Origin of the sequence: Actinoplanes sp. NPDC051861 (assembly GCF_040681145.1) — a bacterium.
In the GTDB taxonomy this organism is placed as follows: domain Bacteria; phylum Actinomycetota; class Actinomycetes; order Mycobacteriales; family Micromonosporaceae; genus Actinoplanes.
The window spans coordinates 136519-161019 of record NZ_JBFAYE010000004.1; the positions used below are offsets into that span (position 1 = coordinate 136519).

The 24501-nt window shown below is 71.3% G+C and carries 17 protein-coding genes; 12 read left to right on the forward strand and 5 right to left on the reverse strand.

Annotation, left to right across the window (positions count from 1 at the left end; genetic code table 11):
* The first annotated feature begins 10 nt into the window (after positions 1-10).
* On the forward strand, positions 11-598 hold the full coding sequence (locus AB0M02_RS14810; protein WP_364226437.1) for a TetR/AcrR family transcriptional regulator: 588 nt from the start codon (positions 11-13) through the stop codon (positions 596-598).
* Positions 599-618: 20 nt separating this feature from the next.
* On the opposite strand, the gene AB0M02_RS14815 is transcribed toward AB0M02_RS14810, so the two are convergent.
* The 3 genes from AB0M02_RS14815 to AB0M02_RS14825 all read right to left on the reverse strand — a co-directional run bounded on the left by AB0M02_RS14815 (position 619) and on the right by AB0M02_RS14825 (position 4268).
* Complete coding sequence (locus AB0M02_RS14815; protein WP_364226439.1) at positions 619-750, reverse strand: hypothetical protein; 132 nt, start codon at positions 748-750, stop codon at positions 619-621.
* Between the two features lie 52 nt (positions 751-802).
* Positions 803-3613, reverse strand: a complete 2811-nt coding sequence (locus tag AB0M02_RS14820) for a PAS domain S-box protein (protein WP_364226442.1) — start codon at positions 3611-3613, stop codon at positions 803-805.
* Positions 3614-3704: 91 nt separating this feature from the next.
* Complete coding sequence (locus AB0M02_RS14825; RefSeq protein ID WP_364226445.1) at positions 3705-4268, reverse strand: helix-turn-helix domain-containing protein; 564 nt, start codon at positions 4266-4268, stop codon at positions 3705-3707.
* A gap of 143 nt (positions 4269-4411) precedes the next feature.
* Here AB0M02_RS14825 and AB0M02_RS14830 point away from each other — a divergent pair, with 143 nt between their 5' ends.
* From AB0M02_RS14830 to mdlC, 10 genes are all read left to right on the forward strand, one after another.
* Positions 4412-5965, forward strand: coding sequence for a CocE/NonD family hydrolase (locus tag AB0M02_RS14830; RefSeq protein ID WP_364226448.1), 1554 nt, complete (start codon positions 4412-4414; stop codon positions 5963-5965).
* 154 nt (positions 5966-6119) lie between these two features.
* On the forward strand, positions 6120-9560 hold the full coding sequence (locus tag AB0M02_RS14835) for a PA14 domain-containing protein (protein ID WP_364226451.1): 3441 nt from the start codon (positions 6120-6122) through the stop codon (positions 9558-9560).
* Complete coding sequence (locus AB0M02_RS14840; protein WP_364226454.1) at positions 9557-11575, forward strand: glycosyltransferase family 2 protein; 2019 nt, start codon at positions 9557-9559, stop codon at positions 11573-11575. The genes AB0M02_RS14835 and AB0M02_RS14840 overlap by 4 nt, the downstream gene beginning before the upstream one ends.
* Complete coding sequence (locus AB0M02_RS14845) at positions 11572-12951, forward strand: glycosyltransferase (RefSeq protein ID WP_364226457.1); 1380 nt, start codon at positions 11572-11574, stop codon at positions 12949-12951. The genes AB0M02_RS14840 and AB0M02_RS14845 overlap by 4 nt, the downstream gene beginning before the upstream one ends.
* Positions 12941-14449 (forward strand): hypothetical protein, encoded by a 1509-nt coding sequence (locus AB0M02_RS14850; RefSeq protein ID WP_364226460.1) that lies wholly within the window; start codon positions 12941-12943, stop codon positions 14447-14449. Before AB0M02_RS14845 ends, AB0M02_RS14850 begins: the two co-directional genes overlap by 11 nt.
* Before the next feature lie 63 nt (positions 14450-14512).
* On the forward strand, positions 14513-16441 hold the full coding sequence (locus AB0M02_RS14855) for a hypothetical protein (protein ID WP_364226462.1): 1929 nt from the start codon (positions 14513-14515) through the stop codon (positions 16439-16441).
* A gap of 28 nt (positions 16442-16469) precedes the next feature.
* Positions 16470-17423 carry an ABC transporter substrate-binding protein gene (locus tag AB0M02_RS14860; RefSeq protein ID WP_364226465.1) on the forward strand — a complete coding sequence of 318 codons (954 nt, stop codon included), beginning with the start codon at positions 16470-16472 and terminating at the stop codon, positions 17421-17423.
* Positions 17423-18187 (forward strand): ABC transporter permease subunit, encoded by a 765-nt coding sequence (locus tag AB0M02_RS14865; RefSeq protein ID WP_364226468.1) that lies wholly within the window; start codon positions 17423-17425, stop codon positions 18185-18187. The genes AB0M02_RS14860 and AB0M02_RS14865 overlap by 1 nt, the downstream gene beginning before the upstream one ends.
* Positions 18184-18915, forward strand: coding sequence for an ABC transporter permease (locus AB0M02_RS14870; protein WP_364226471.1), 732 nt, complete (start codon positions 18184-18186; stop codon positions 18913-18915). Before AB0M02_RS14865 ends, AB0M02_RS14870 begins: the two co-directional genes overlap by 4 nt.
* Entirely contained in the window at positions 18912-20495 is a 1584-nt protein-coding gene (gene mdlC / locus AB0M02_RS14875; protein ID WP_364226474.1) for a benzoylformate decarboxylase, read from the forward strand. Before AB0M02_RS14870 ends, mdlC begins: the two co-directional genes overlap by 4 nt.
* Positions 20496-20634: 139 nt before the next feature.
* On the opposite strand, the gene AB0M02_RS14880 is transcribed toward mdlC, so the two are convergent.
* Positions 20635-20949, reverse strand: a complete 315-nt coding sequence (locus tag AB0M02_RS14880; RefSeq protein WP_364226477.1) for a hypothetical protein — start codon at positions 20947-20949, stop codon at positions 20635-20637.
* Positions 20950-21613: 664 nt separating this feature from the next.
* Positions 21614-23089 carry a serine/threonine-protein kinase gene (locus AB0M02_RS14885; protein WP_364226480.1) on the reverse strand — a complete coding sequence of 492 codons (1476 nt, stop codon included), beginning with the start codon at positions 23087-23089 and terminating at the stop codon, positions 21614-21616.
* Positions 23090-23278: 189 nt separating this feature from the next.
* Here AB0M02_RS14885 and AB0M02_RS14890 point away from each other — a divergent pair, with 189 nt between their 5' ends.
* Positions 23279-24499 carry a hypothetical protein gene (locus AB0M02_RS14890; RefSeq protein ID WP_364226483.1) on the forward strand — a complete coding sequence of 407 codons (1221 nt, stop codon included), beginning with the start codon at positions 23279-23281 and terminating at the stop codon, positions 24497-24499.
* Positions 24500-24501: the final 2 nt, after the last annotated feature.

The following is a 24501-nucleotide window of genomic DNA, read 5'->3' on the forward strand; positions in this document are numbered from 1 at the left end:
GCATGAGGGCATGTCCGCCATCAGCGAGCGCCGCGAACGCGAGCGCGCCCACCGCCATCAGCTGATCATCACGGCCGCGCGCGAGCTCGCCGAGACGGAGGGCTGGGAGGCGGTCACGACCAGGCGGCTGGCGGAGCGGGTCGAGTACAGCCAGCCGGTGCTCTACAGCCACTTCAACGGCAAGGACGCGATCGTCAGCGCCGTCGCGCTGGACGGCTTCGGTGAGCTCGCCACTCAACTGCGCCGGGCCCGGCAGGCCGCCCCGGAGCAGGCGCTGCGGGCGGTCGCCGGCGCCTATCTCGCGTTCGCGACCGAGCGGCCCGCGCTGTATCAGGCCATGTTCGTCCTGCCAACCGACCTGAAGTTCGCGAGCACCGAGACACCGGCGCCGCTGCGGTCCTGCTTCGACGAGTTCGTCAGCTGCTTCCGGCCGGACAACGAGCGACGAGGGCTCTTCGCCGAGGTGGTCTGGAGCACGCTGCACGGCATCGCCGTCCTGTCGGACAGCGGGCGCATCCCCTCGGAGTGGCGGGAGGAACGACTCGACTTCCTGGTCGCTCAGTTCTCCGACGATCCCCGGAACCCTTCAGCGCGCTGACGCCTTTCGGGTGTGGACGGTCAGCGCCACCGGCGCGGGCAGCGGCCCGACTGGCGCAGGCGCTCCAGGATGCCCTCCGCCGCGTACACGCCGAGAATCCCGGCGAGGCCGGCGACGACAGTGGGCGCGAAGTCTGCGATCAGCGTCTGCATACCGGTCCTGTCGGCGGGGGCGGTTGCCGTGGGCGGTGCCGAAGGGTTGCGGTCAGGGTGTCGGGCGAGCTGGCTCGGTCTCCAGCACGAAGATCGAGCCGCCGGCGGGGTGGGGCTCGTGGCGGACCTCGCCGTGGTTGGCGCGGGCGAGGCTGCGGACGATGTACAGGCCCAGGCCGGTTCCGCGGACGGTGCCGGCGTCGCGTTCTGCTCGCGTGAGGCGGTCGAAGAGGCGGGGGCGGAACTCGTCGGGGACGCCGGGGCCGTTGTCCTCGATGTGCACCGCGACGCCCGCCGGGGTGGGCTCGATGCGGACCGACGTGGCGCCTCCGGCGTACTTCGCCGCGTTGGAGAGGAGGTTGACCAGGATCTGCTGCAGGTGGCCGGGGTGGAAGAGGATCCGGGCGTCGCCGCCGATCACCGGTACGTGGCCGTGGCCGGTGGACTCGAGGGCCTGTCGGATCTCGGCGCGCAGGGCCACCTCTTGGCGGACCGCGTTGATGTTGCCGGCGTCGATGCTGACCATGGCCAGGACCTCGCGGACGATGCCGTCGAGGCGCTGGGCCTGACGGCCGATCACCGCGACCGCGCGGCCGTTCGGTGTCTCCTCCGGCATCTCCTCGGCGAGGAGGTCGCTGTATCCGAGGATCGCCGCCAGCGGGTTGCTGATCTCGTGGCCGAGCATGCCGATGACGTCGAGTTTCAGCTGGTTGGCGGCTTCCAGTTCGGCGTTGCGCTCGGACAGGGCATCGGCGTTCAGGTCACGGGCGCGTTCGGCCGCGCGGCGTGCGGAGATGTCGGTGATCACGATGATCAGGTTCTTGGGGCTGTTGTCGGCGTCGCGGACCAGCGAGACCGTGGCCTCCATGTCGACCCAGTGGCCGTCGACGTGGCGGACCTGGCACTCCTGGATGTACTTGTCGGCCTCGCCGGCGAAGAGCTTGGCGACCAGGTTGTGGGCGTACGCGAGATCGTCCGGGTGGAACAGCTCGTTGACGTTGCGGCCGACGATCTCGTCGGTGCGGCGCCCGGCCATCGACGCGAACGCCCGGTTCACCGCGATCATGGTGCCGTCGAGCGCGCCGATGATCTGGCCCGCCGCCGAGTGGGTGAACTGGGCCCGGAACCGCTGCTCCTTGAGAGCCAGGGCCTGTTCGGCCGCGCGTGCCGCCGTGACGTCCGTGTTCACTTCCAGGACCTGGATCTCGCCGGGACCGTCGCCGCCGGGCTCGGGTTGGTAGACGACCTGCCGGCAGAGCACGGTGACCTTGCGGCCGGTGGCGGTGAGCCGCTGGAGCTGGCCCTCCCAGTGGCCGTCCACCTCGAGGGCACGGTTCTGCTCGGCGAGCGAGCCGGAGTCGACGAACGCGGTGCCGAGCAGCCGGTGCGTCACCATGCCGCGGGCCGCCTCCAGCGACCAGCCGTACAACGCCTGGGCGCCGGCGTTCCACCAGCGGATGCGGCCGTCGAGCGTACGGATGATGACCGCCGCCGGGATCAGCTCGAGGAGTTTCGCCTGCTGGTGCATGCGGAAGTTGGTCGCGCGCTGCGCGGTGACGTCCTCCACCTGGACCACGACGTACGCGGGAGCGCCCTCGGCGTCGCGCACCACCGCGACCCGGACCGCGACCCAGATGACGTGGCCGTCCTTGTGCATGTACCGCTTCTCCGCGCGGATCGAGTCCTGGCCCTCCGCGAGCATCCGGTTCAGGGTGTCGGCCGTGACCGCCGCGTCGTCCGGGTGCTGCAGGTCGGCGAAGCTCATCCGGGTCAGTTCCTCGGTGCTGTACCCGGTGATTGCCGACATCGCGGAGTTGACCTGCAGGTACTTGCCGAACGACGCGGGGTGGACGCTGGCCAGCACGAGCCCGAGCGGTGAGTTCTCGAAGGTCAGCCGGAACCGGTTGTCGCTGACCTCGCGCTGCGCGAGCAGGGCCGCGTTGCGCGCGTAGTCCTCGGCGTGCCGCAGCGCCGACGTGAGGCTCGCCGAGAGCAGCTCGAGCTGGTGCGCGTCGGCCGCGTCGAACGCGTCCGGGCTGTCGCTGGACACCTTGAGCACGCCGATCGGCTCGTCGGCCTGGTACAGCGGCGCGATGCACATGGACCGGATCCCGGCCTCGCGGCAGGCGTCCCGGTTCACCCGCGGGTCGGTCTCGGTGTCGGCGGAGCGGACGACGGTGCGGCCGGCGATGGCGACGCCGCTGAGCGAACCGCTGACGACCAGGCGCAGCCCCTTCTGCCGGGCGAGCGTGCCGGCCACGGCCGTGTAGACGAGGTCATCGCCGTCGAGGAGTTCGACCACCGCGCCGGACGCCGCCGGAAATCCGGAGATCGCCTGTTCGGCGACGACGCGCAGGGCCAGCTCCCGGTCGTACGCCACCGCCGTGACCGCCCGCTGCGCCTCGATCGTCGACAGCAGCGCACTGGTCTGCCGCGCCGTACGCTCAGCCGCCGCCCGCTGCGCGGAGGTGTCCCGCAGGAACGCGTAGAACTGCCGCTCCCCCTGCACCCAGGACGGCCAGATGGTCAGCTCCACCTCGACCCGGTGGCCGTCACGGTGCAGCGCCGGCAGCACCACCGGCCGGCCCACCACGACCGGTTCGCCGGTGGCCAGGTACCGGGCCATCCCGGCGGCGTGCGCGGCGCGCATCTCCTCGGGGATCAGGGTCTCGGCGATGGGCCGGCCGGCCACCTCGGCCGCGGTCCAGCCGAGCAGTCCGGTGGCCGCGTCGTTCCATGCGGTGATCGCGCCGGCCTCGTCGATCGAGATGAAGCCGCTCGGTGCGGTGGACACCGCTTGGCGGAGCCGCTCGAGCTCCGCGCGTTCCTGCGCGTTGATCGCGCAGATATCCGAACCGTGCACCGTCACCGCCGCTGTTCAGAGCCTGAGAGCCACTGAAATGGGGAATCGGCAGCGCGGAGATCGATCTGAGTGCCATCAGCCCCCGAACACGTCAGCCGCGGAACACGCCGTCCAGCATCAGGTCGACGGCCCGGTCGGCGGCGGCCCGTGCCGCACCGACGTCGTCGGTGCCCTCCGCGACGCCCTGCACCATCGCGAAGAGCAGCGCCAGGTCGTCGGGGACCAGGTCGGCACGGACGAAGCCCTGCTCGCGGGCGACCTTCATCGGCGCGGCGACGGCGGCGACGGCGCGCTGCCGGTAGCGGTCCTGGGTGACCTGGTCGAGGCGGCGTACGAGGCTCACCAGACCGCGCATGGCGATCTGGGTGTGCAGCACCTCGCAGAGCAACCGGCGGAACTCGGCCGGCTGGCCGGCGTGCTCCGCGATGAGCGCGTCGAGCCGGTCCAGCTGGTAGGTGATCACAGCGCCGACGAGGGCGTGCCGATCCGCGAAGTGACGGTAGAGCGTGGCCTGGCCGACCCCGGCGCGGCGGGCGATCTCGGGCATGAGCGCGACGGCCTCGCCCGCGGTGAGCACCTCGCTGGCGGCCTCCAGGATCGCCGCACGGTTGCGCTGGGCGTCCCGGCGTCGTGCGGTCGGGGTCCCGTACAGCACCTGCCACCCCCTTTGCTACCGACGAGTCACGTTACTAGCCGGTAACGAGAATGTCACCATCTTCAAATTCTCGGAACCGGTTCCTACGCTGCCGCTACGACGCGTCGCCATACCCGTGAAAATCCCCGTCCTGAGGAGTGCGCATGGCGCCTCGTCGTTGGTTCCCCCTGCTCGCGACCCTGTTGATCACGGCCGCAACGCTCGTCGGCGTGACCGGCCCCGCGCACGCGGCGGCCACCACCGGATTCAAGGCCGTCGACATAACCGGCGACGGCGGCGTGATATTGAAGGCCAATGTGATCGCCCCGGCCGCCGCCGGGCGATATCCGGCGGTCGTGCTGCCGTCCAGCTGGGGCCTCAACGACCTGGAGTACCTCGCGCAGGCCAAGGTCCTCGCCGGGCGCGGCTACGTGGTCGTCTCGTACACGCCGCGCGGCTGGTGGCTCTCCGGCGGCGAGATCGACACGGCCGGTCCCAGGGACATGGCCGATCTGACCCGGGTCGTGGACTGGACGATCGCGAACACCGCTGCGGACCCGGCCCGGATCGGGGCGGCCGGCATCTCGTACGGCGCCGGGATCAGCCTGCTCGGCGCCGCGTTCGACCCGCGGATCCGCGTCGTCGGCGTGCTCAGCGGCTGGACCGACCTGGTCTACTCGCTGTACTCCGACAGCACCCGTCACCGCCAGTCGGCCGGCCTGCTCGAACTGGCCGCGCAGATCGTCGGCAAGCCGAGCGCCGAGCTGACCGCGAAGATGGCCGACTTCAACGCCAACCGCAACGTCGCCGACGTGATGGCCTGGGCGAAGGTACGCTCCGCCGCCACCTACCTCGACCGGATCAACGCCAACCAGCCGGCCGTCCTGATCGCCAACGGCTGGGGCGACACGTTCTTCCCGCCGAACCAGCTCGTCGACTTCTACGGCCGGCTGACCGGCCCCAAGCGCCTCGAGCTGCGGCCCGGCGACCACGCCATCGCGGAGCTGACCGGCGTACTCGGCCTGCCCAACGACGTCTGGACCAGCCTGTACTCCTGGCTCGACCAGCACCTGGCCGGCACCGGCACCACGTCCGCGAACCCGGTCTACGTCAAGCCGCTGAACGCCTCCGGCGAGGCCTACCCGCAGTGGTCGGAGATCAACAACCAGACCAGGAGGTACGGCCTCGGCCGGATCCGCGTCCTCGACGGCACCGGCCTGCTCGGCGGCGACCCGTCCTCGGGCTGGACCAAGACCATCCCCACCGACCGGGACACCGTCGCGAACGGCGGCATCGTCCTGATCACCAACGGCGCCGCCGCGATCACCGGCGAGCAGCCGAAGATCTGGCTCCCGTTCGTCGACCGCGGGCGGGCCGGCGTCTGGGCTGCCGAGCGCCCGTCCACCACCCAGAAGATCCGCGGTTCCGCCAGGGTGCACCTGGAACTGTCCGGCGAGGCGTCCGGAACCGTTGTCGCCTACCTCTACGACCTGGACGCCCTCGGCAACGCCAAGCTGATCAGCCACGCGCCGGCCTCCTGGTCCGGCGGCTCCCGTGACGTCGACGTGACGCTGCCGGCGACGGCGTACGACCTGCCGGCGGGCAACTCGCTGACCCTCGTCGTGGACACCGTCGACCCGCTCTACTACGACGAGAACACTTCGGGAGATTCGGTCACCATCGGTGGCGGATCCTACGTGGACGTTCCTTTGCGGTAAAAGCCGGTAAATGGGCCGCCGAAATGTCGGCGGCCCATTGTCGAAACACAGTGGACTCGCCGGTGTCACTGCGCTTTGCACGTCCGGCCCCGGCCCGGAAATAACGCTCTCCTAGGTTCGAATCCCGGGGGGCGTCATGAAATCAAGATTGATCATGCTCATCGTCGCTGCGCTGATCCTCGCGGCGGCGCCACCGGCATATGCGGCACCACCAGCGGATTTCCAGACATCACTGGTCGTCGGCGGCGATCTGGACGAGCCCAGCGGGTTCGAGATCGCCCCGGACGGCCGGATCTTCATCCTCGAGCGCGCCGGCACCATCAAGGTCTTCAAAGACGGACATCTGCTGGCCACGCCATTCGCCGTGCTGCCCTCCGAGCCGACCGGCGACCGCGGTTTGATCGGCATCGCGTTCGACCCGGAATTCGGCGTCGCGAACCATTACGTGTACTTCTATTACACCGGTCTCGACCTGCACAACCGCCTGGTCCGCTTCGACGCTTCGGGCGACGTCGGCACCGACGGCCCGTACACCATCTTCCGCACCGAATCGCTCTCCCAGCACCTGCACGTGGGCGGGAGCATCCGATTCGGCCCGGACGGCAAGCTGTACTTCGCGGTCGGCGACAACGGTTACTCCAGCAACGCGCAGATCCTCTCCAACCCGCACGGCAAGATCCTGCGGATCAACAAGGACGGCTCGATCCCCGCCGACAACCCCTTCGCCGGGCAGGCGGGCAGGGAGCAGGCGATCTGGGCGTACGGATTCCGCAATCCGTGGCGCTTCCAGTTCGACAGCCTCACCGGGAAGCTCTACGGCGGCGACGTGGGCGATTACACCTGGGAGGAGGTCAACCACATCGTCAGGGGCGGCAACTACGGGTGGCCGCTCAAGGAGGGCATGTGCACGGCCAACTGCGCCGGATTCATCAACCCCATTCATGTGTACGCGCACGACGGCGAGAGCGCCGCCGCCACCGGAGGACCGGTCTACCGAGGTGAGACGTTCCCGCCCGAGTACCAGGGGAACCTGTTCTTCGCCGACTACGCCAAGGGTTTCATCCGGCGCGCGATCCTCGACGAGGACGGCAACGCGACGGCCGTCGAGGACTTCGACGCGACCGCCGGCGCGGTGGTCGATCTGAAGGTCGGGCCGGACGGCGACCTCTACTACCTGACCTACATCCCCGGGCGGCTCTACCGGGTCAGCTACAGCCTGGGCAACCACTCCCCCACCGCCAACGCGACGTCCGACGTCGACAAGGGTCTCGACCCGCTGACCGTGCACTTCTCCAGCGCCGGCAGCTCCGACCCGGACGGCGATCCGCTCACGTACGCCTGGGACTTCGGCGACGGGACGACCAGCGCCGACGCGAACCCGGTCCACGTCTACCCGGACGTGGGCGTCTACACCGCCACGCTCACGGTGACCGACAGCGAGGGCAACGACGGCACCTCGATCCCGCTGATCATCCAGGTCGGCATCGCGCCTACGGTGACCGTCGCGGTGCCCGCCGACGAGTCGTCGTACCGCGCCGGGGACGTGATCACGTACAACGCGTTCGCTCAGGACGCCGCCGGGTTCGACCTGGACGACAGCGGCATCCGGACCACCGTGATCCTGCACCACCACACCCACATCCACCCGTTCGCCGGCCCGCTGACCGGCCGCGCCGGGCAGTTCACGATCCCGGACACCGGCGAGTCCTCGGCTGACACCTGGTACGAGATCAGGGTGACGGCCACCGACGCCAACGGCCTGAGCACCTCGAAGTCGATCGAGATCCGGCCGGTCACCACGACGTTCACGGTCGCCACCAGCCCGCCCGGCCTCACCGCGTACCTCGACGGGGTCCCGGTGGAGCCACCGCACGAGGTGCTCGGCGTCGAGGGCTTCCAGCGCGAGCTGTACGCGCCGCCGACAGCCGTCGCCGAGGACGGCACCGTTTACCAGTTCCAGGGATGGTCGGACGGGAAGGGAATCCGGCACACGATCAAAACGCCGGAGGACGACAGCACGTACACCGCGACGTACGTGCCGTCGCCGCCGTTCGCCGCCACCTTCTACGCCGGGAAGAACCTGTCCGGCACACCGGTGCTGACCCGTACCGACCCGGCGGTTGACTTCGTCTGGGGCGAGGCCGCACCGGACCCGGCCGTGCCGGCGAACGACTTCTCGGCGCGCTGGACCAAGAAGCAGCACTTCCCGGCCGGGCGGTACCGGTTCACCACGGTCTCCGACGACGGGGTGCGCCTCTACATCGACCGCCGGCTGGTCCTGGACAGGTGGCAGGGCCAGTCCGGTACGGCGTACGACTGGATCGGCGATCTGGGCGCCGGCACGCACACGATCACCCTCGAGTACTTCGACGAGGGCGGCGACGCGATGGCGAAGCTGGACTGGGCCGCCGCGATCGACCAGCCGGCCGACACGTGGACCGCGCAGTACTGGAACACTCCCGGCGCCGGGTCCGCGCCCACCCTCCCGGCCGGCACGCCCACGCTGACCCGCGAGGAGCCGGCCGTGGACCACGACTGGGCGCTCGGCTCCCCGGACCCGGCGATCACTGCCGACCACTTCGCGGCCCGGTACTCCCGGACGCTCGCGCTCGCGCCCGGCGAGTACGAGTTCACCGCCACCGCCGACGACGGCGTGCGGGTGACCGTCGACGGCCTGCGGATCATCGACGCCTGGGCGGACTCCGGTGCCACCGCGCACACCGCGAGCACCCTGCTCGGCGGCGGCCCGCACACCGTGATCATGGAGTACTACGAGAACGGCGGGGACGCTGTCGCGAAGCTGGCATACCGGCAGACCGGCGAGGCACCCGATCCTCCGGACTGGACGGCCGAGTACTTCGACAACCCCGGGTTGAGCGGCCAACCGGTCCTCGAAGCCGACAATTCGACCATTTCCTTCGACTGGGGTGGCGGCTCACCCGACCCGGCGCTGCCGGCCGACGGGTTCTCCGCCCGGTGGACCCGCACCGACGTGCTGCCCGCCGGCGTCTACCGGTTCAGCGGCGCCAGCGACGACGGCATCCGCGTCTATCTGGACGGCGCTCCGATCGTCGACAAGTGGGTCAACCAGAACGACACGTTCAGCACCGACCGGCTGCTGCTGTCCGGACCGCACCAGATCCGGGTGGAGTACTTCGAGAACGGCGGCGGCGCCCTCGCCCGGTTCGGCTACGAGCGGATCGGCGACGTCGGACCGGTCGACACCTGGACCGCCGAGTACTTCCCGAACCGCACGCTCACCGGCGAGCCCGCGGTGACCAGGCAGGACGACGCCGTGGCCTTCGACTGGGGCGACGGCTCACCCGATCCCGCGATACCGGCCGACGGCTTCTCGGCCCGCTGGACCCGCACCGCGACCTATCCGGCCGGCACCTACCGCTTCGCCGCGACCGGCGACGACGGGATCCGGGTGCTGCTCGACGGGGTCACGGTCGTGGACGGCTGGTCGGACCACGGCCCCACCACGTTCTCCGCCGACGTCGAGGTCGGCGCGGGCGAGCACACCGTCGTCGTCGAGTACTACGAGGCAGGCGGCGGAGCCGTCGCCCGATTCACCCAGGGGGAGACGTCGTGACGCTTCGGCTGAAAGCACCACCAGCCGTCACCGTGGTGGTTCCCACCCGCAACGAGGCGGACAATGTGGAACCGCTGGTGGAACGGCTGCGGGGCGCGCTCGGCGCGACACCCGGCGAGATCGTGTTCGTGGACGACAGCGACGACGACACACCGCGGGTCATCGCCGCGTGCGCCGATCGCGACCCGGACGGCGTACGGCTGGTGCACCGCCCGGCCGGCCTGCGCGAAGGCGGGCTCGGCGGCGCGGTCACGGCCGGGCTGGAGACGGCGCGGGCGCCGTGGATCGTGGTGATGGACGGCGACCTGCAGCACCCGCCGGAGACGGTGCCGGAGCTGCTCGCCGCCGCGCAGGTCGACCAGGCCGACGCGGTGGTGGCCAGCCGGTACCGCGTCGCCGGGCGGGTGGACGGGCTGAGCGGCCGGTTCCGCCGGATCGTCTCGCGCGCCTCCGGCACGCTCGCGAAGGTCTTCTTCCCGGTCCGGCTGCGAACGGTCACCGACCCGATGAGCGGCTTCTTCGCGGTACGCCGAACCGCCGTCGACATCGCCGATCTGCGCCCCAAGGGTTACAAGATCCTGCTGGAGGTGCTGGTCCGCTCCCGGATCCGGCAGGTCACCGAGGTCCCGTACACGTTCCAGCCCCGCGCCGCCGGCGAGAGCAAGGCCTCCTTCCGCGAGGGCCTGCGCTACCTGCGGCACCTGACGCTGCTGCGGCTGGCCACGATGCGCCATCCCCGGTCGGCACCCGGCCGGATGACCGGTTTCGCGGTCGCCGGCGCGCTCGGCACCGCGGTCAACTCGGCGGCCCTCTGGCTCCTCGGCGAGGTCGCCGGACTGCCCTACCTCCTGGCCGCCCTGCTCGCCGTGCAGGTCGCGATCGTGTGGAACTTCGCGGTCGTCGACAACCTGGTGATGCCACCCGGCGACCACGCCCGCGGGCGGCGGTTCGGGCGGTTCCTGCTGCTCAACAACACCCTCACGCCGGTGCACCTGGGCCTGCTGTTCGCCCTGGTCCAGTACGCCGGCATGCACTACCTGCCGGCCAACGTGCTCGCCATCGTGGCCGTCTTCCTGATCCGGTACGCGGTCACCACCCGCTGGGTCTACGGCGCGCCGCTCGGGCTGGAGCGCCTGCGCCGGGCGGCACGCGTACGTCTGGGGCTGGCGGCCCTGCTGACCGCGGCGGCCTTCCCCGCGCTCGCCACGATGGCCTGGGACAGCGTCACCACGCGCGGCCCCGCGGTGCCGCTGATCATCCCGGTGGCCGCCGGCGCGGCTCTGGTGGCCGGCCGCGTCCGCCCGCCGCGCGGTGAGCCGGACGTGCACGACCGGCAGGTCGACGGGCTGCTCGCGGTGGCCTTCCTGGCGACCGCCGGCACCCTGCTGGTGCTGATGCCGGGCCGGACCGCCTGGCTCGTGCCGGCCGCCCTGGCGTTCCTGGCCGGTGCCGCGATCCTGCTGGTCGGCACGCGGGCCGTGGCGCGGATGCGGTGGGCGCTGCTGCTGCCGCTGGTGACGATCGGCGGCGTCGGCGAGGTCCGGGAGACGGTCGACGCCGGGCTGCGGCGGGCCGTGGAGCTGCTCGGACGACCGGGCGGGCCGACCGCGACCGACGGCGGGCTGGAGACCGCCGGCCTGCTGCTGCCCACCTCGCAACTTCCCGGTCTGGCGCTGGCCGGCGGTGTGGTCTGCCTGGTCGTCAGCGCCGTCGTGATCTTCGGTCCGAGCCTGCGCGCGCTGCGCAAGGCGGCCGTCGCCTCCGCCGTCCTGGCCGCCGCGACCGTCGGCCTCGTGCTGGCCGTGCTGCTGACCGGCCGGTTGTTCGGGCCGGAGGCGTTCCGGGTCGCGCAGCTGCCGATCCTCACGGACGCGGCCCTCGCCGCCGTCGCCGTGTTCTTCATCCGCGGCTGGGCTCCCCGGCCCAGCACGTCGCCGGCCCAGTACCTGCCCCGTGCCCGGTACGCCCTGGTCGCCCTGCTGGCGGCGGCCGTTGCGACGGGACTCGCCCGATGAGGCACTCCGCACACGTGGTCCTCTCCCGGGCACAGCGCACCGGCCTGATCGTGGCGCTCGTCCTGCTCACCGTGATCGCCGTCCTGCGCCCGATGACCGTCCTGCAGACGATCGTCGCGCTGGTGACCCTCGCCTACACCGCCGCGATCGTCTTCCGGGTCGTGCTCGTGTACGCCGCCGGGCGCGGGCACCACCGGGTGAGCGTCAGCGACGAGGAGGCCCGGGCGGTGCCGGACGCCGACCTGCCCGTCTACACCGTGCTGGTGCCGGCGTACCGGGAGCCGAGCGTGATCGGCCTGCTCATGACGCACCTCGGCGCCCTGGAGTACCCGCGCGACCGGCTCGAGGTGATCCTGCTCCTCGAAGAGGACGACCGGGAGACCATCGCGGCCGCCGAAGCGGCCGTCTCCGGCGAGCACGTACGGATCCTGGTGGTGCCGGAGTCGCAGCCCAAGACGAAACCGAAGGCCTGCAACGTCGGGCTGGAGGTGGCCACCGGCGAGTTCGTCACGATCTACGACGCCGAGGACGTCCCGGACCCGCTGCAGCTGCGCCGGGCGGTGGTGGCGCTGCGCCGGCTCGGCTCGTCGTACGTGTGCCTGCAGGCCGAACTCGGCTACTTCAACGTGGACCAGAACCGGATCACGCGATGGTTCGCGCTGGAGTACGCGACCTGGTTCCGGTCACTGCTGCCGGGACTGGTGGCGCTGCGGATGCCGATCCCGCTGGGCGGCACCAGCAACCACTTCCGGGCCCGTGAACTGCGGGAACTGGGGGCGTGGGACCCGTACAACGTGACCGAGGACGCGGATCTGGGCATCCGCCTGGCCCGCGCCGGATACCGCGTGGGCGTGCTGCACTCGGTGACGCTGGAGGAGGCGAACTCCGACTTCATCAACTGGATCAAGCAGCGCAGTCGCTGGTACAAGGGCTACCTGATGACGTGGCTGGTGCACCTGCGCGCACCCCGGGCCACGGTCCGTCAGCTCGGCTGGCGGGGCCTGCTCTGCCTCAACCTCTTCGTCGGCGGCACACCCCTGGCCGCGCTGCTCAACGCGGTGCTCTGGGCCACCACGATCCTCTGGTTCCTGGGCCGGCCACCGATCCTGGAGGAGATCTTCATTCCGCCGTACTACTACCTCGGCGTGCTCTGCCTGGTCTTCGGCAACGCCACGGTGATCTATCTGAACGTGCTCTCGGCACGCACCATGGACCGCCCGGACCTGCTCGGCACGGCGCTGCTCTCCCCGGTCTACTGGGCGATGATGAGCCTGGCCGGCGCGAAGGCGGCCTGGCAGCTGATCTTCAAGCCGTCGTACTGGGAGAAGACCACGCACGGGCTGCACCTGCCGAAGGCGGCCGCGAATGCCGACTGAATCGCGGAAGATCACGCTGGCCGCGGTCGCCACGCTCTACCTGCTCGCCGCGCTCTGGTTCTGGAGCAACGACCTGGTGCCCGGTGACTCGGCCAGCCGGATCGCCAACGCGTACTACACGATCTTCAGCCGCGACCCGCACCTGGCCGCCATCGGCTTCGTCTGGAACCCGCTGCCGTCGCTGATCCTGCTGCCGTTCCTGCCGCTGAGCCTGCTGTTCCCCGCACTCACCCAGCAGGGCCTGCTGGTGGTGCTGGTCTCCGCGGCGCTGATGACGGCAGTGGTCGCCGTCGGGCACGACATCCTCCGGCGCTCCGGCGTGGAAAGGACGCCCCGGCTGCTCCTGACCGCGGCGCTCGCCCTCCACCCGATGATCGTCATCTACGCCGGCAACGGCATGAGCGAGGCGTGCTTCCTGCTCTGCCTCATGCTGGCCGTCCGAGCCCTGACCATCTGGCTCGCCGAGGGCCGTCCCGAGTCACTCGTGCCGCTGGGGCTCGCGCTCGGTCTCGCGTACGGCGCGCGCTACGAGGCGCTCGCCCCGGTCGCGGCGGTACCCGTGCTGGTCTTCCTGGTGTCCTGGTGGCGCACCCGGGACCGGGCCACCGCCCGCACCGACGCGGTCATCGCGGCGCTGCCCGGTGTGCTGGCGGTCGTGCTCTGGGCCCTGGCCAGCAAGCTCATCGTCGGCCAGTGGTTCGCCACGTTCTCCTCCCAGTACGGCAACTCCGCCCAGGTCTCCGCGAACGCCGGCGGGATCGCCTCGGTGACCGGCGCCGACCTGAGCGCGCGGCTGGCGTACGGATTCCAGCAGATGTTCGGCCTCGCACCGTTCCTGCTGCTCCTGCTCGTCGCGGCACTGGTGGTGGCCCGGCGCCGCCGCGACCCGATGGTGCTCGCCCCGGTCGCGGTCTTCGGCTCGGTGCTCGCCTTCGACGTTCTGGCGTTCCTCTCCGGCACCTCGTTCGGCTGGCTGCGGTTCCACATCGCCGTCGTCCCGCTGGCGGTCCTGCTCGCCGGTCACCTGCTGGCCGGAGCCCGCCCGCGCACCCCGGTGCTGGTCGCCGTGCTGGCGGCCGTCCTGGTCGCGGTGCCGAGCAGCCTCGTCACGCTGAGCCGCCCGCAACTCGCCCGCGAGGAGTCGGAGTGGTTCACCACCGCCGGCGCCGCGCGGACGCGCGGCCTGGCCCAGGTCAACCGCCGCGTCGCCGCCGACCTGGACCGCCTCGGGCTCGGCGAGGGAGCCGTACTCACCGACGCCGCGTACGCCTTCGGCGTCGTCCTGGCCAGCGACAATCCCGACCAGTTCGTGATCACACCGGACCGAGACTTCCCGGCCGCCCTCGCCGACCCGGCCGGGCACGGCGTCCGCTACCTGCTGCTCTCCGCCCGCGGCTCAGCCGACGCGGTCCGCAAGCGCTTCGGCCCGGGAACCGGCGAACGCGCCTGGCACGACACAGCCGGCAACCTCCAATGGACCCTCGTCCCGATTCGATAGGGCTGCCGACGTGGATCCGTTGACCCATGGCGGCCGGTGCCAGGCGCCGCGCACACTGCGGACATGGCTTCGAAGACGAAGCAGTCCGCGGAACAGGCACCGGCCGTCGCCGAGACGAGGCCGAGCGACACCGCGCCGGCCGTCTCGGTGCGGGACTCCTCCGCCGAGCCGGGCGGGAACGCTCGCGCGAACGCCGACCTGAGAGCCTCGGCCGGCCGGGACCAGGACGTGACCGGCGGGCTCCGCTGGTACCTCCAGCTGGACCCGGGCGGCGTCGTCCTGGCCGGGACCGTGCTGACCATCCGCCTGCGCAACGACGTCGGTCGCCGTGGCGCGTTTCTCCGCTCGCCGGTAGCCCGCGTCACCAGCCGTTCGGAGGTCGTCGAGCTGCGGCTGCAGGGGCCGCCCGCCGACAATCCGCTTCTGAGCGACAACGGATGGGTCGGGTTCCTCAAGCTCCGCGAGTCCGGAACCGTGGACATCGTCGTCGAGGGGCTGCCCGGCTCCGGCGGTGGGCTGCGGTATCCGGAACCGCCGCTGCGGCTGAGCACCCAGATCGGCGTGGTCGGAGCGCCCACCGCCGAGGCCATGGCGTCCGACCGGGCTACCGAGGCGCGCGAACGCGACCGCCTGGCGGATCCCGAGGCGTCTCCGCAGGCGACCGGCGAGGCGTTCCGCCGGCTCGCGGTGCGAAGCGCGATCAAGACCGTCAACACCAACCTGGCCGAGGCGGAGGCGCTGGAGGAACGGTTCACCGGCCGGCTGACCAGCGAGACGGCACAGGCCGAGTTCGAGGAGGCTGTCCTCGTCGATCAGCAGCTCGCACGGCGGGAGACGGCCGCGATCCTGGAGATGGCCACCGCCCGGCAGGAGGCGCGCCGCGCGGAGATCCTGATCCCCGAGCACGGCGTCGACCCGGAACGGGAGATCGCGGCCGATCTCGCGGCGGACCGGGCGGCGACGGCGGCGGCCGACGCCGAGGACCTCACCGAGGCCCGCGGCGCTCTGGTGGAGGCCGTACCCGCGCTCGGCCTGCACCGCCTGGAGGAGGGGCAGGGCGCCCGCACCGGGACACGAGACCAGCGCCGGGCGGGAGTCCTGAGCCGGTTGCGCCAGGTCCAGGCCGACTGCCGTGCCGCACGCGAGGCGCTGGCCTCCGGCCGCCTCGACCCGCTGGACTCGCCGTCGACGACCCAGCGGCTCCGCACCGAACTCGGCGTCGACCAGGATCCGCGCAAGCGTGCGGCCGTGGACGACATGCTGCGGCGACGCGGCGCGGATCAGCGGGAGGAGGCGGCCCTGCGGATGACCGCGGGACTCCTGCTCATGCTGGTCCCCGGCATCGGTGGCTACCTTTCGATCACGCTCAGCGGCGGCTCCGCTGTAGCAGCGTGGATGGACGTCGCCGAGGTCCGGGCGGCGGCGGGCGCCGGCTTGATGTCGGCCGAGGACGTGTCGGAGGAGACACTCGAGGCGGTGCTGGCGACCATCCTCGCCGCCGTCGATGTCGCCCTCTCGCTCAAGGCGCTGAAGGGGATCAAGATGCCGCGGACCCGGCGTACCGGCCGGATCACGGCGCCCCGCCGCCCCGCCCGGCCCCGGCGGCAGTTCCGGTCGCGCGGCGGGAACCCACGGGAGGGTGACGTCATCCGCTACGGCGATCCGGCACCGGGCCTCCAGCGGCACGAGGTTCTGTCGAACGCCTGGCTCCAGGTGCGCGGGCATGTCACCAAGCGACTGGCCGGCCGCATCTCACGAGACAACCCGGCTCTGGCGCTGTCGCATGACGTACACGTGATCGTCGGGCGTTACCAGCGCGCGCTCGGGCTCTACGAACACGCCAACCTGGCGCGCTGGGACTACGTCGAGGTGCTGGCGCGCAACGCCGAGGCGATGCACCACGCGGGGATCCCGCCGGAGATCATCGACGACGTGATCTTCCAGGCGCAGGAGCACGCGATCTTCGCGATCGGCCGCAACCTCCATCAGTAGATCGATAAACTCCGATATAGTGGCGAGCATGAGCAGGCTACGGATCCCGCTCGTGCTCGCCCTGCTGGCGGCGCTCCTGTCCGCCTGCGGAGACGACGCCGCCCCGGAGGACAAAGAGAAGACCACCATCAACGTGGCGATGCTGGCGCTCGTCGTCAACGCGCCGTACTACATCGCCGTACAGGAAAAGCTCTTCGAGGCCGAAGGCCTCACCGTGCGCACGCAGCCGGTCCAGCAGAGCACCCAGGCCTACCCCGCGCTCAAGGCCGGCGACGTCGACGTGGTCTTCGCCAACAACGCGTCGATGCTGCTCGGGCACGACAAGGGCGACCTGCGGATCAACCTGGTCGCCGAGGGCACCCGGCTCACGCCGAAGTTCATGGGCGTGCTGGTGATGCCGGACTCGCCGATCACCGACATCAAGGGCCTGGAGGGGCACAGCCTCTCCGTGCACGTGCTCAACAACATCCAGGCGATCACGTTCGACGCGATCGCCGGCGCCAACGGGGTCGATCCCACCACGTTCGACTACCGGCAGGTGGTCTTCCCGCAGATGGCCGCCACCATGCAGAAGGGCGACCTGGACGCGATACACAGCCAGGAGCCGTTCCTCACCGACGCCGTGCGCAAACTCGGTGCGCGGATGGTCGCGGACGGCGGCGCCGCGCCGGTCACCGACCTGCCCCTCGACGGGTACTTCTCGCTGGAGACGTGGACGAAGCAGTATCCGAGGACCGCCGCCGCCTTCCAGCGGGCCATCCAGAAGGCGTCCGAGATCGCCGCCGACCGCACGCGGGTCGAGGCGGTCCTGCCCACCTACGCGCGCGGCATCGACCCGGCCATCGCGAAGGAGATGACCATGCCGACGTTCGGCACGTCCACCAGCGCCGAGCGGATGCAGAAGCTGATCGACCTGATGGTGGAGCAGAAGCGGCTGACCAACCGGATCGACGCCGGCACGATCGTCTTCCAGCCGTCCTGATGCCCGGCCGTCCCGCTCGCCTGGCGCGCGGTGCGGCCGGGATCGCCCTGGTCGTCGCGGCGAGCGAGGTGCTGGGCCGGGCGGGCGTCGTGCACCGGGACTTCCTCCCGCCGGCCTCGGTGATTCTCACGCGAGCGGGGGCACTCGCGCTTGATCCGTTTTTTCTTGAAGACGTACGCGCGACGCTCACCGCCTGGGCGCTGGGTCTTCTGCTCGCGACCCTGGTGGCGGTGCCGCTCGGCCTCGTCCTCGGCACTGTCCCGCCGGTCGCCCGCGCGGTCACCACGATCGTCGAGTTCCTCCGGCCGATCCCGTCGGTCGCCCTCATCCCCCTGGTGGCGATGCTGCTCGGCACCGGCCTGGAGATGCGGCTCACCGTGATCGTGTACGCGTCGGTCTGGCCGATCCTGTTCAACACCGTCTACGGGCTGCGCGAGGTGGACCCGCTCGCCAAACAGACCCTGCGGGCGTTCGGGTTCGGCCGGTTCGCCGTACTCATGATGGTCTCCCTTCCCGCGACGGCGCCGTTCGTCGCCACCGGGATCCGGATCGCCGCCGCGGTCGCGCTGATCCTGGCCGTGACCGCGGAGATGTTCGGCGGCTTCGGCGCCGGGATCGGCATCTTCATCGCGCAGGCGTCGAACTATCCGGGCGGCGTCGACGACACCCTGGCGGCCACGTTCTGGGCGGGCATCCTCGGGCTCGCGATCAACGCGCTGCTGTGGCGTGGCGAGCGGCGGGTGTTCCACTGGGCGTACCGATGACGCGCCGCCTCCTGGAACGCTGGCTGATCCTGCTGGCCGCGGTGCTCGTCTGGCAGGTGGCGGCGGGCGCGGCGGACGACCCGTTCTTCCCGCCGCCGTCGGCGTTCCTGGGCCGGATGGACGCGTTCAGCGGGGACATCGTGCCGAGTCTCGTACGGCTGGCGGCCGGCTTCGTGTGCGGTGCGCTGGTGGGTGTGGTGCTCGGGGTGGCGATCGGGCGGTCGGCGTGGGCGTACGACTTCCTCGACCCGGTGCTCCAGTTCTTCCGGGCGGTGCCGCCGCCGACACTCGTGCCGGTGTTCCTGGTGCTGTTCTCGATCGGGCCGAGGATGCAGATCGCGTCGATCGTGTTCAGCGTCCTGTGGCCGGTGCTGCTGAACACGGCGGACGGTGCCCGTACCGTGGAGCCCCTGCAGATCGAGACCGCGCGCGTCTTCCGGCTCACCGCAGCCGAACGCCTCGGGTACGTGATCCTCCCCGCCACGCTGCCGAAACTCTTCGCCGGGCTGCGGCTCGCACTGTCCCTCGCACTGATCCTGATGGTCTTCTCCGAGCTGCAGCCGGGCGCCGCCGACGGCATCGGTTTCCGCCTGCAGGAGGCCACCACCCGCTTCGACTACGAGACCGTCTGGGCGGCGATCGTGCTGCTCGGGCTCCTCGGCTATCTGCTCAACGCGGCGCTGCTGGCGGTCGAACGGCGCGTCCTCGGATGGAAGGCTCCGACATGAGCACGGTCCGGGAGGCGTTCCTCGCGTTCTGCCGCGACGCCGGGATGACGCGCTGGTTCGGCAACCCCGGTTCCACGGAACTGCGGATGCTGCGGGACTGGCCGGACGACTTCTCCTACGTGCTCGCCCTGCAGGAGGCTTCGGCGGTCGGCATCGCGGCCGGCCAGGCGATCGCCACCGGCCGTCCCGCGCTGGTCACCCTGCACTCGGCGGGCGGGGTGGGGCACGCGCTCGGTGCGATCTTCAACGCGTACCGGGACCGGGTGCCGCTGGTCGTCGTGGCGGGACAGCAGACCCGGGCGATGCTCCCCACGCGCCCCTTCCTCTCCGCGGACGAGCCGGCTGTGTTTCCCCGCCCGTACGTCAGATGGAGTCACCAGCCGTCGCACGCGGCGGCCGTGCCCACCGCCCTGGCCGAGGCCTTCCGCGTCGCGCTCACACCACCGCGCGGCCCGGTCTTCCTCTCCGTCCCCGAGGACGACTGGGACACCCCTGCCGACCCGGTCCCGGCCCGCGCCGTCCGCACCGCCTTCGTCGCCGCGCCGGACGCCCTGCGCGAGGTGGCCTCGTCCCTGCGCACCGCCCGCGCCCCTGCGATCGTCGCCGGCCCCGGCATCGACGAGGACGGCGCCTGGGCAGAAGCCGTCACCCTCGCCGAGACCCTCGGCGCCGCGGTCTGGGCGCCCCCGATGCCGAGCCGCGCCGCGTTCCCGGAGGACCACCCGCTCTTCCAGGGCCACCTGCCGCCGGTACGGTCGTCGCTCGCCTCACTGCTCTCCGCCAACGACGTGGTCCTGGTCGTCGGGGCGCCGGTCTTCACCTACCACGTGCACACCGAGGGGCCGTTCCTGTCCTCGGGCACTGTCCTGTTCCACCTCGACTGTGATCCGGCCGCGGCGGCGTGGGCCGCCACCGGCACCTCGATCCTGACCACGGTCCGCGCCGGCCTCACCGAGTTGATCCGCCACCTGGAACCCTCTTCCCGCCCTGCGGCACCACCGCCGGTCCGGGCTCGGCCGCCCGCTCCCCCGGTCACCGATCCACTCACCGCCGCGGCCGTCCTCGGCGCGCTGGCCGCCGCACGCCCACCCGGCTCCGTGCTGGTGGAGGAGGCGCCGTCACACAAGGACACGCTGCACGAACAGATCCCGATCACCCGGCCGCTCGGCTATGTCACCACCGGCAGCGGCGCTCTCGGCTGGGGCCTGCCGGTAGCCGTGGGCCGCGCCCTCTGCGGCGAACAGGTGATCTGCGTGCTCGGCGACGGCTCCAGCCTCTATTCCATCCAGTCCCTGTGGACGGCGGCCCAGCACCGCGCCCCACTCACCGTGATCGTCCTGAACAACAGCCGCTACGAGGCGGTGTCCGCCCTCGGCCGCCGCCTGGGCATCCCGAAGATCCCCGGCACCGACCTCCCCGGCCTCGACCTGCCGTCGATCGCCCGAGGCTTCGGCTGCCCCGCCACCCGGGTGACCCACGCCGCCGAGCTGGTGCCGGCACTCACCCGAGCCCTCACCACCGACGGCCCGTTCCTGCTCGACGTCGCCGTCACTCCCGGCACCTCCCCCCTCTACCCGTAACCCTCCCTCCCAGCCCGCTCCTCGCGCGCCCACCTCTCGCGCCTCACCGCGAGGCGGCTTGGCGCCCCCCACCGCGGATGCGGAAACCCGCTGCGGCCAGGACGGCATCGGGTTTCCGCGCAGGCGTTTCGGGCAGTGGTCAACTGGCGTCACCGTCGTCTGGTGGCGCCTTCGCCGGGCGGCCCCGTCTCGTCACTGATCGCGCAGCGGCCCCGAGGGCTTTCGCCGCCGGTGCGGACTCGACGGGAGCAGTGGCATGTTCCAGCCTGGCCAGGGCTTCGATGATGGGCGGTCGTTCCTGGGGCGCGGCCTCTCTCAGCGTCTCTCTGATCAGCTCGACGCGATTCTGTGCGCGCAGTTTCTCGACCTTGTACTTGAAATAGAGCCCCAGCGCCGTCCCGGTCGCCGTGGTCGCAGCGCCAATCGTGATCCAGAATTGCGGATCGAACCCCATAGCCCCTGAGTCCTTATCACCTCTGCCGAGAGAGCTTGAGGCGCGCAGGACTCAGCTCAATCGGTCAACATGACCAATGAAGCTGAGGTCCTGCCGTCCGGCACCCGGACGGGATCTCAGTGACTTAAGTTGTCGGGGGTGGGCTGCCAACCCTTCGTGGCCTTTTCCAATCAACGTTGAGTTCGAGTGGCAACTCCCGGATCTGGAGATGCTATCCGGGATTGATCAACCACCTGACCGTTCGCATGCCGGGCGACTCAGCGCATTCTTGATCGCCCTCACGAATCGGCGGAGTCCACCGCCCACCCGCGCAAACGATCAAAAATGCCGGTGGCTAAGAGAAAGTGCCGCCAATATTACTCAACCCCAGAACCGTTCAACAAGGGAATCGCCCGGCCCACTCGGCGGTGGTGCCGCTTCTCCGAATCAGGCGGCCCACCTCGAAGCCGACGTCACGAACTCGCGCGTCGTGCTCTGGTCCGGTGGGGTGCGGCATGACTGGCAGGTCGGCGCTGCGGCTGGTGGTGAGGGCGGCGATCGCCGCCGCGAACCTGTCGTGATGCCGGCCGGCGGTGACAGGCCGGGTGCGCGGGCGGCCGTGTGGAGGGCGGCCCACAGCCGGGGCGGCCGTGTGGAGGGCGGCCCGGAACCCGGGGTGGCGCGGTCAGGGGGACGGGCGGGTGAAGGTGTTGAGGATGACGGAGAGTTGGGGGAGACCGGCCACCCAGCCGGCTCGGTCGACGCGCCACTCCAGGACGTAGGCACGGTCGCCCACGCCGATCACCCGGCGCAGGCCGCGCATGGCGACGTCGCCGGTGCCCTGGAAGGTGTATTCCCAGATCGCGCCCGGTGGGGTGGACAGCGCCTCGATGCGTACCCGGCGGTATTCCGAGAGCTCCACCTCCTGCTCCTCGGCCAGCAGCGCGGCGACCGAGTCGGCGGAGACGGACGCGGCTGACGGGACCGCGGCTCCCGAGTCCGGCGAGGCGCCCGCCCAGCGGCTCACCCGCAGGCTCGGCTCGCCGCGGGGGCCCTCGAACGCCACCACGTCGCTGGGGCCGAGCACCGGCCGCCAGTCGCGCGGCAGGGCCACGCGGAACCCGCTGGGGTCGTTCCACCAGGCGAAGTCGGCGGGCAGCGGAGCCGGGGCGGCGGATGCCGAGGTGAGAGGTGCGGCTGCGTCCGGCGTACGCGATGAGGAAGCGCTTGCACCGACCGCCGTGAGTGTGGTGAGAAGGGTGACCACCGCCGCAGCCGCAGTGAGCCGGCGGCGAAGCACCGGGCGCGCGCGGCGCGGAACCGGTCCGGAGGATCGGGCGATGCGCTGCAGATGGAGCCGCACCTGGGCGGCGGTGAGACGCTCTGCGGGATCGCGGCGCAGCAGGCCGGTCAGCACCGGGGTGAGCGGACCGGCGCGGCGCGGCGGATCGGGCGGGCTGTCGGCGAGGGCGCGCAGGATCGCCGAGGTGGACTCGCGCAGGTACGGCGGGCGCCCCTCCACCGCGTGATACAGCGTGGCACCGAGCGACCAGAGATCGGCCTGCTCGGCGGAGAGACGGTCGAAGAGGCGCTCCGGTGCGATGTACTTCGGCGAGCCCAGCACGACCCCCGCCCGGGTGAGCGCGTCGACGGCGGCCGGTGTCACCGCGGGACCGAAATCGGTCAGCACGACGCGGCCGTCGCCGGTGATCAGCACGTTGCCCGGCTTGACGTCGAGGTGCAGCAGGCCGGCCCGCCGCGCGGCACCGAGAGCGGCCAGGATCGCCAGGCCGATCGTGGCGACCTGGTGCGCCGGCAGGGCGCCGGACACCTCGACGATCTCCTGCAGCGACCGCGACGGGAGGAACTCCATCACGATCCACGGGCCGTCCTCGTCCGGCAGAACCTCCAGCGTGCGGATCAGATTGGGGTGGCGCACCCGGGCCGCGGCCTGCGCCTCCGGCAGCGCCCACTCCCGCACGAGGTCGCGCTGCGCGGACGCGAGTCCCTCGGGAACCGTGCACTGTTTGATCACGACGGGCGGCGCGCCGGGCACAGTGGAGGACTCGTCGGCGGCGAGCCAGATCCGGCTCATGCCGCCGGTGGCGAGCGGGCGGATGATCCGATAACGCCCGGAAATGATCTCGCCGGGTGGCGTCATGCCGTCACCTCGAATGTCCGGCCAGCAGCCCCACAGACATTACTGGAAGCAAGCAAACGGTAACTGTCGGCTTCCGGTCGCGCGCGGGGCTCCCACCCTTCGGACGGTCGGCGTAATCTCGTCGGGGACCGTTCGACCCTGATGGACGCTGGGCGATGAGGCGATATGCGGGTCCTCTGTGCTCTTCTTGTGACGGGTGCTCTCCTCCTGACGGCGGTGGCCTTGCCACCACCGGTGGACGCGCGGCCCGTCGTGGTCACCCTCCGAGCGGCGGCTCCCTCTGATCCCGCTGATTTGGCGGTACGGCTACAAGCTCTGTTTGGGCAGCACTCCGTCCTGGCCGCCGACGTGATGCGCAGCCGCATCCGTGGTGACGACGACTTCGTGCAGGCCGCCGAGGCCGCTCTCGGCAAGAACACCGACGCCATGACCGAGCTCATGGTGCAGCTCTTCGGTGAGGACATGGTCAGCACGTTCAGCCCGATGTGGGCCGAGCACGTCGTCGAGCTGGTGGCGTACGCGAGTGCCCTCGCCGCCCGCGACGACGCCGCCCGGGAGCACGCGCACGAGGAGCTGATCGAGTACGAGGGTGAGCTCAGCGCCTTCCTCGCCGGCTCCTCGCACGGGCGGCTCGCGACCTCCGACGCCCATCACGCGCTCGCCATGCACGTCGAGCACCTCACCGAGCAGGCCGACGCGTTCGCGGCGCGGGACTACCTGGCCGCCGACCGGATCAACCGGGAGGCGTACCAGCACATGTACGACCTCGGACTGGTCCTCGCCGGTGCGTTCCTGTCGTCCGGCGACCGGGCCACGCTGCGCGAACCGGTCTGGCGGCTGCGCTCGCAACTGGGCAAGCTGCTCGCCGAGCACGTGGTGCTGGTCGGCGACGTGACCCGGGCCGCGGTCGCCAACACGCCCGACTTCGACGCCGCCGCCCGCATGATCAACGCGAACACCCGGGACCTGACGTCCGCGATGGACAGCATGTTCGGTACGACGATGGCGCGGCGCTTCCAGAAGCTGTGGGGCCACCATGTGGAGCTGCTGGTGGCGTACAGCGCGGCGACGGCCGCCGGTGACGACGCGAAGCGGCAGCGGACGCGGGCGGAGCTGAGGGACTACGAACAGGACATGGCGGCGTTCCTCAGCCGGGCCACCGGTGCGCGGATGACGGCCGCGGAGCTGACGGCGGCGTTCGCCGAGCACGACGACAACCTGTTGCGGCACGCGGACGCTTACGCGGCCCGCGACTACTCGACGGCGCACGACGTGGCGTACCAGACCTATGAGCACGAGTTCGACCTGGCACGGGAGCTCGCGGACGCGTTCGGCGAGACCGTGGCGGCGCGGCTTCCGCGAGGAGGGGCGCAGACGGGGTACGGCGGACTCGCGGCCGGCGGGTCCTGAGG

Coding starts and splice junctions, on each gene's coding strand:
- AB0M02_RS14810 (WP_364226437.1), top strand. CDS start 11: ATGTCCGCCATCAGCGAGCGCCGCGAACGCGAGCGCGCCCACCGCCAT.
- AB0M02_RS14815 (WP_364226439.1), bottom strand. CDS start 750: ATGCAGACGCTGATCGCAGACTTCGCGCCCACTGTCGTCGCCGGCCTC.
- AB0M02_RS14830 (WP_364226448.1), top strand. CDS start 4,412: ATGGCGCCTCGTCGTTGGTTCCCCCTGCTCGCGACCCTGTTGATCACG.
- AB0M02_RS14835 (WP_364226451.1), top strand. CDS start 6,120: ATGCTCATCGTCGCTGCGCTGATCCTCGCGGCGGCGCCACCGGCATAT.
- AB0M02_RS14845 (WP_364226457.1), top strand. CDS start 11,572: ATGAGGCACTCCGCACACGTGGTCCTCTCCCGGGCACAGCGCACCGGC.
- AB0M02_RS14850 (WP_364226460.1), top strand. CDS start 12,941: ATGCCGACTGAATCGCGGAAGATCACGCTGGCCGCGGTCGCCACGCTC.
- AB0M02_RS14855 (WP_364226462.1), top strand. CDS start 14,513: ATGGCTTCGAAGACGAAGCAGTCCGCGGAACAGGCACCGGCCGTCGCC.
- AB0M02_RS14860 (WP_364226465.1), top strand. CDS start 16,470: ATGAGCAGGCTACGGATCCCGCTCGTGCTCGCCCTGCTGGCGGCGCTC.
- AB0M02_RS14865 (WP_364226468.1), top strand. CDS start 17,423: ATGCCCGGCCGTCCCGCTCGCCTGGCGCGCGGTGCGGCCGGGATCGCC.
- AB0M02_RS14870 (WP_364226471.1), top strand. CDS start 18,184: ATGACGCGCCGCCTCCTGGAACGCTGGCTGATCCTGCTGGCCGCGGTG.
- mdlC (WP_364226474.1), top strand. CDS start 18,912: ATGAGCACGGTCCGGGAGGCGTTCCTCGCGTTCTGCCGCGACGCCGGG.
- AB0M02_RS14880 (WP_364226477.1), bottom strand. CDS start 20,949: ATGGGGTTCGATCCGCAATTCTGGATCACGATTGGCGCTGCGACCACG.
- AB0M02_RS14885 (WP_364226480.1), bottom strand. CDS start 23,089: ATGACGCCACCCGGCGAGATCATTTCCGGGCGTTATCGGATCATCCGC.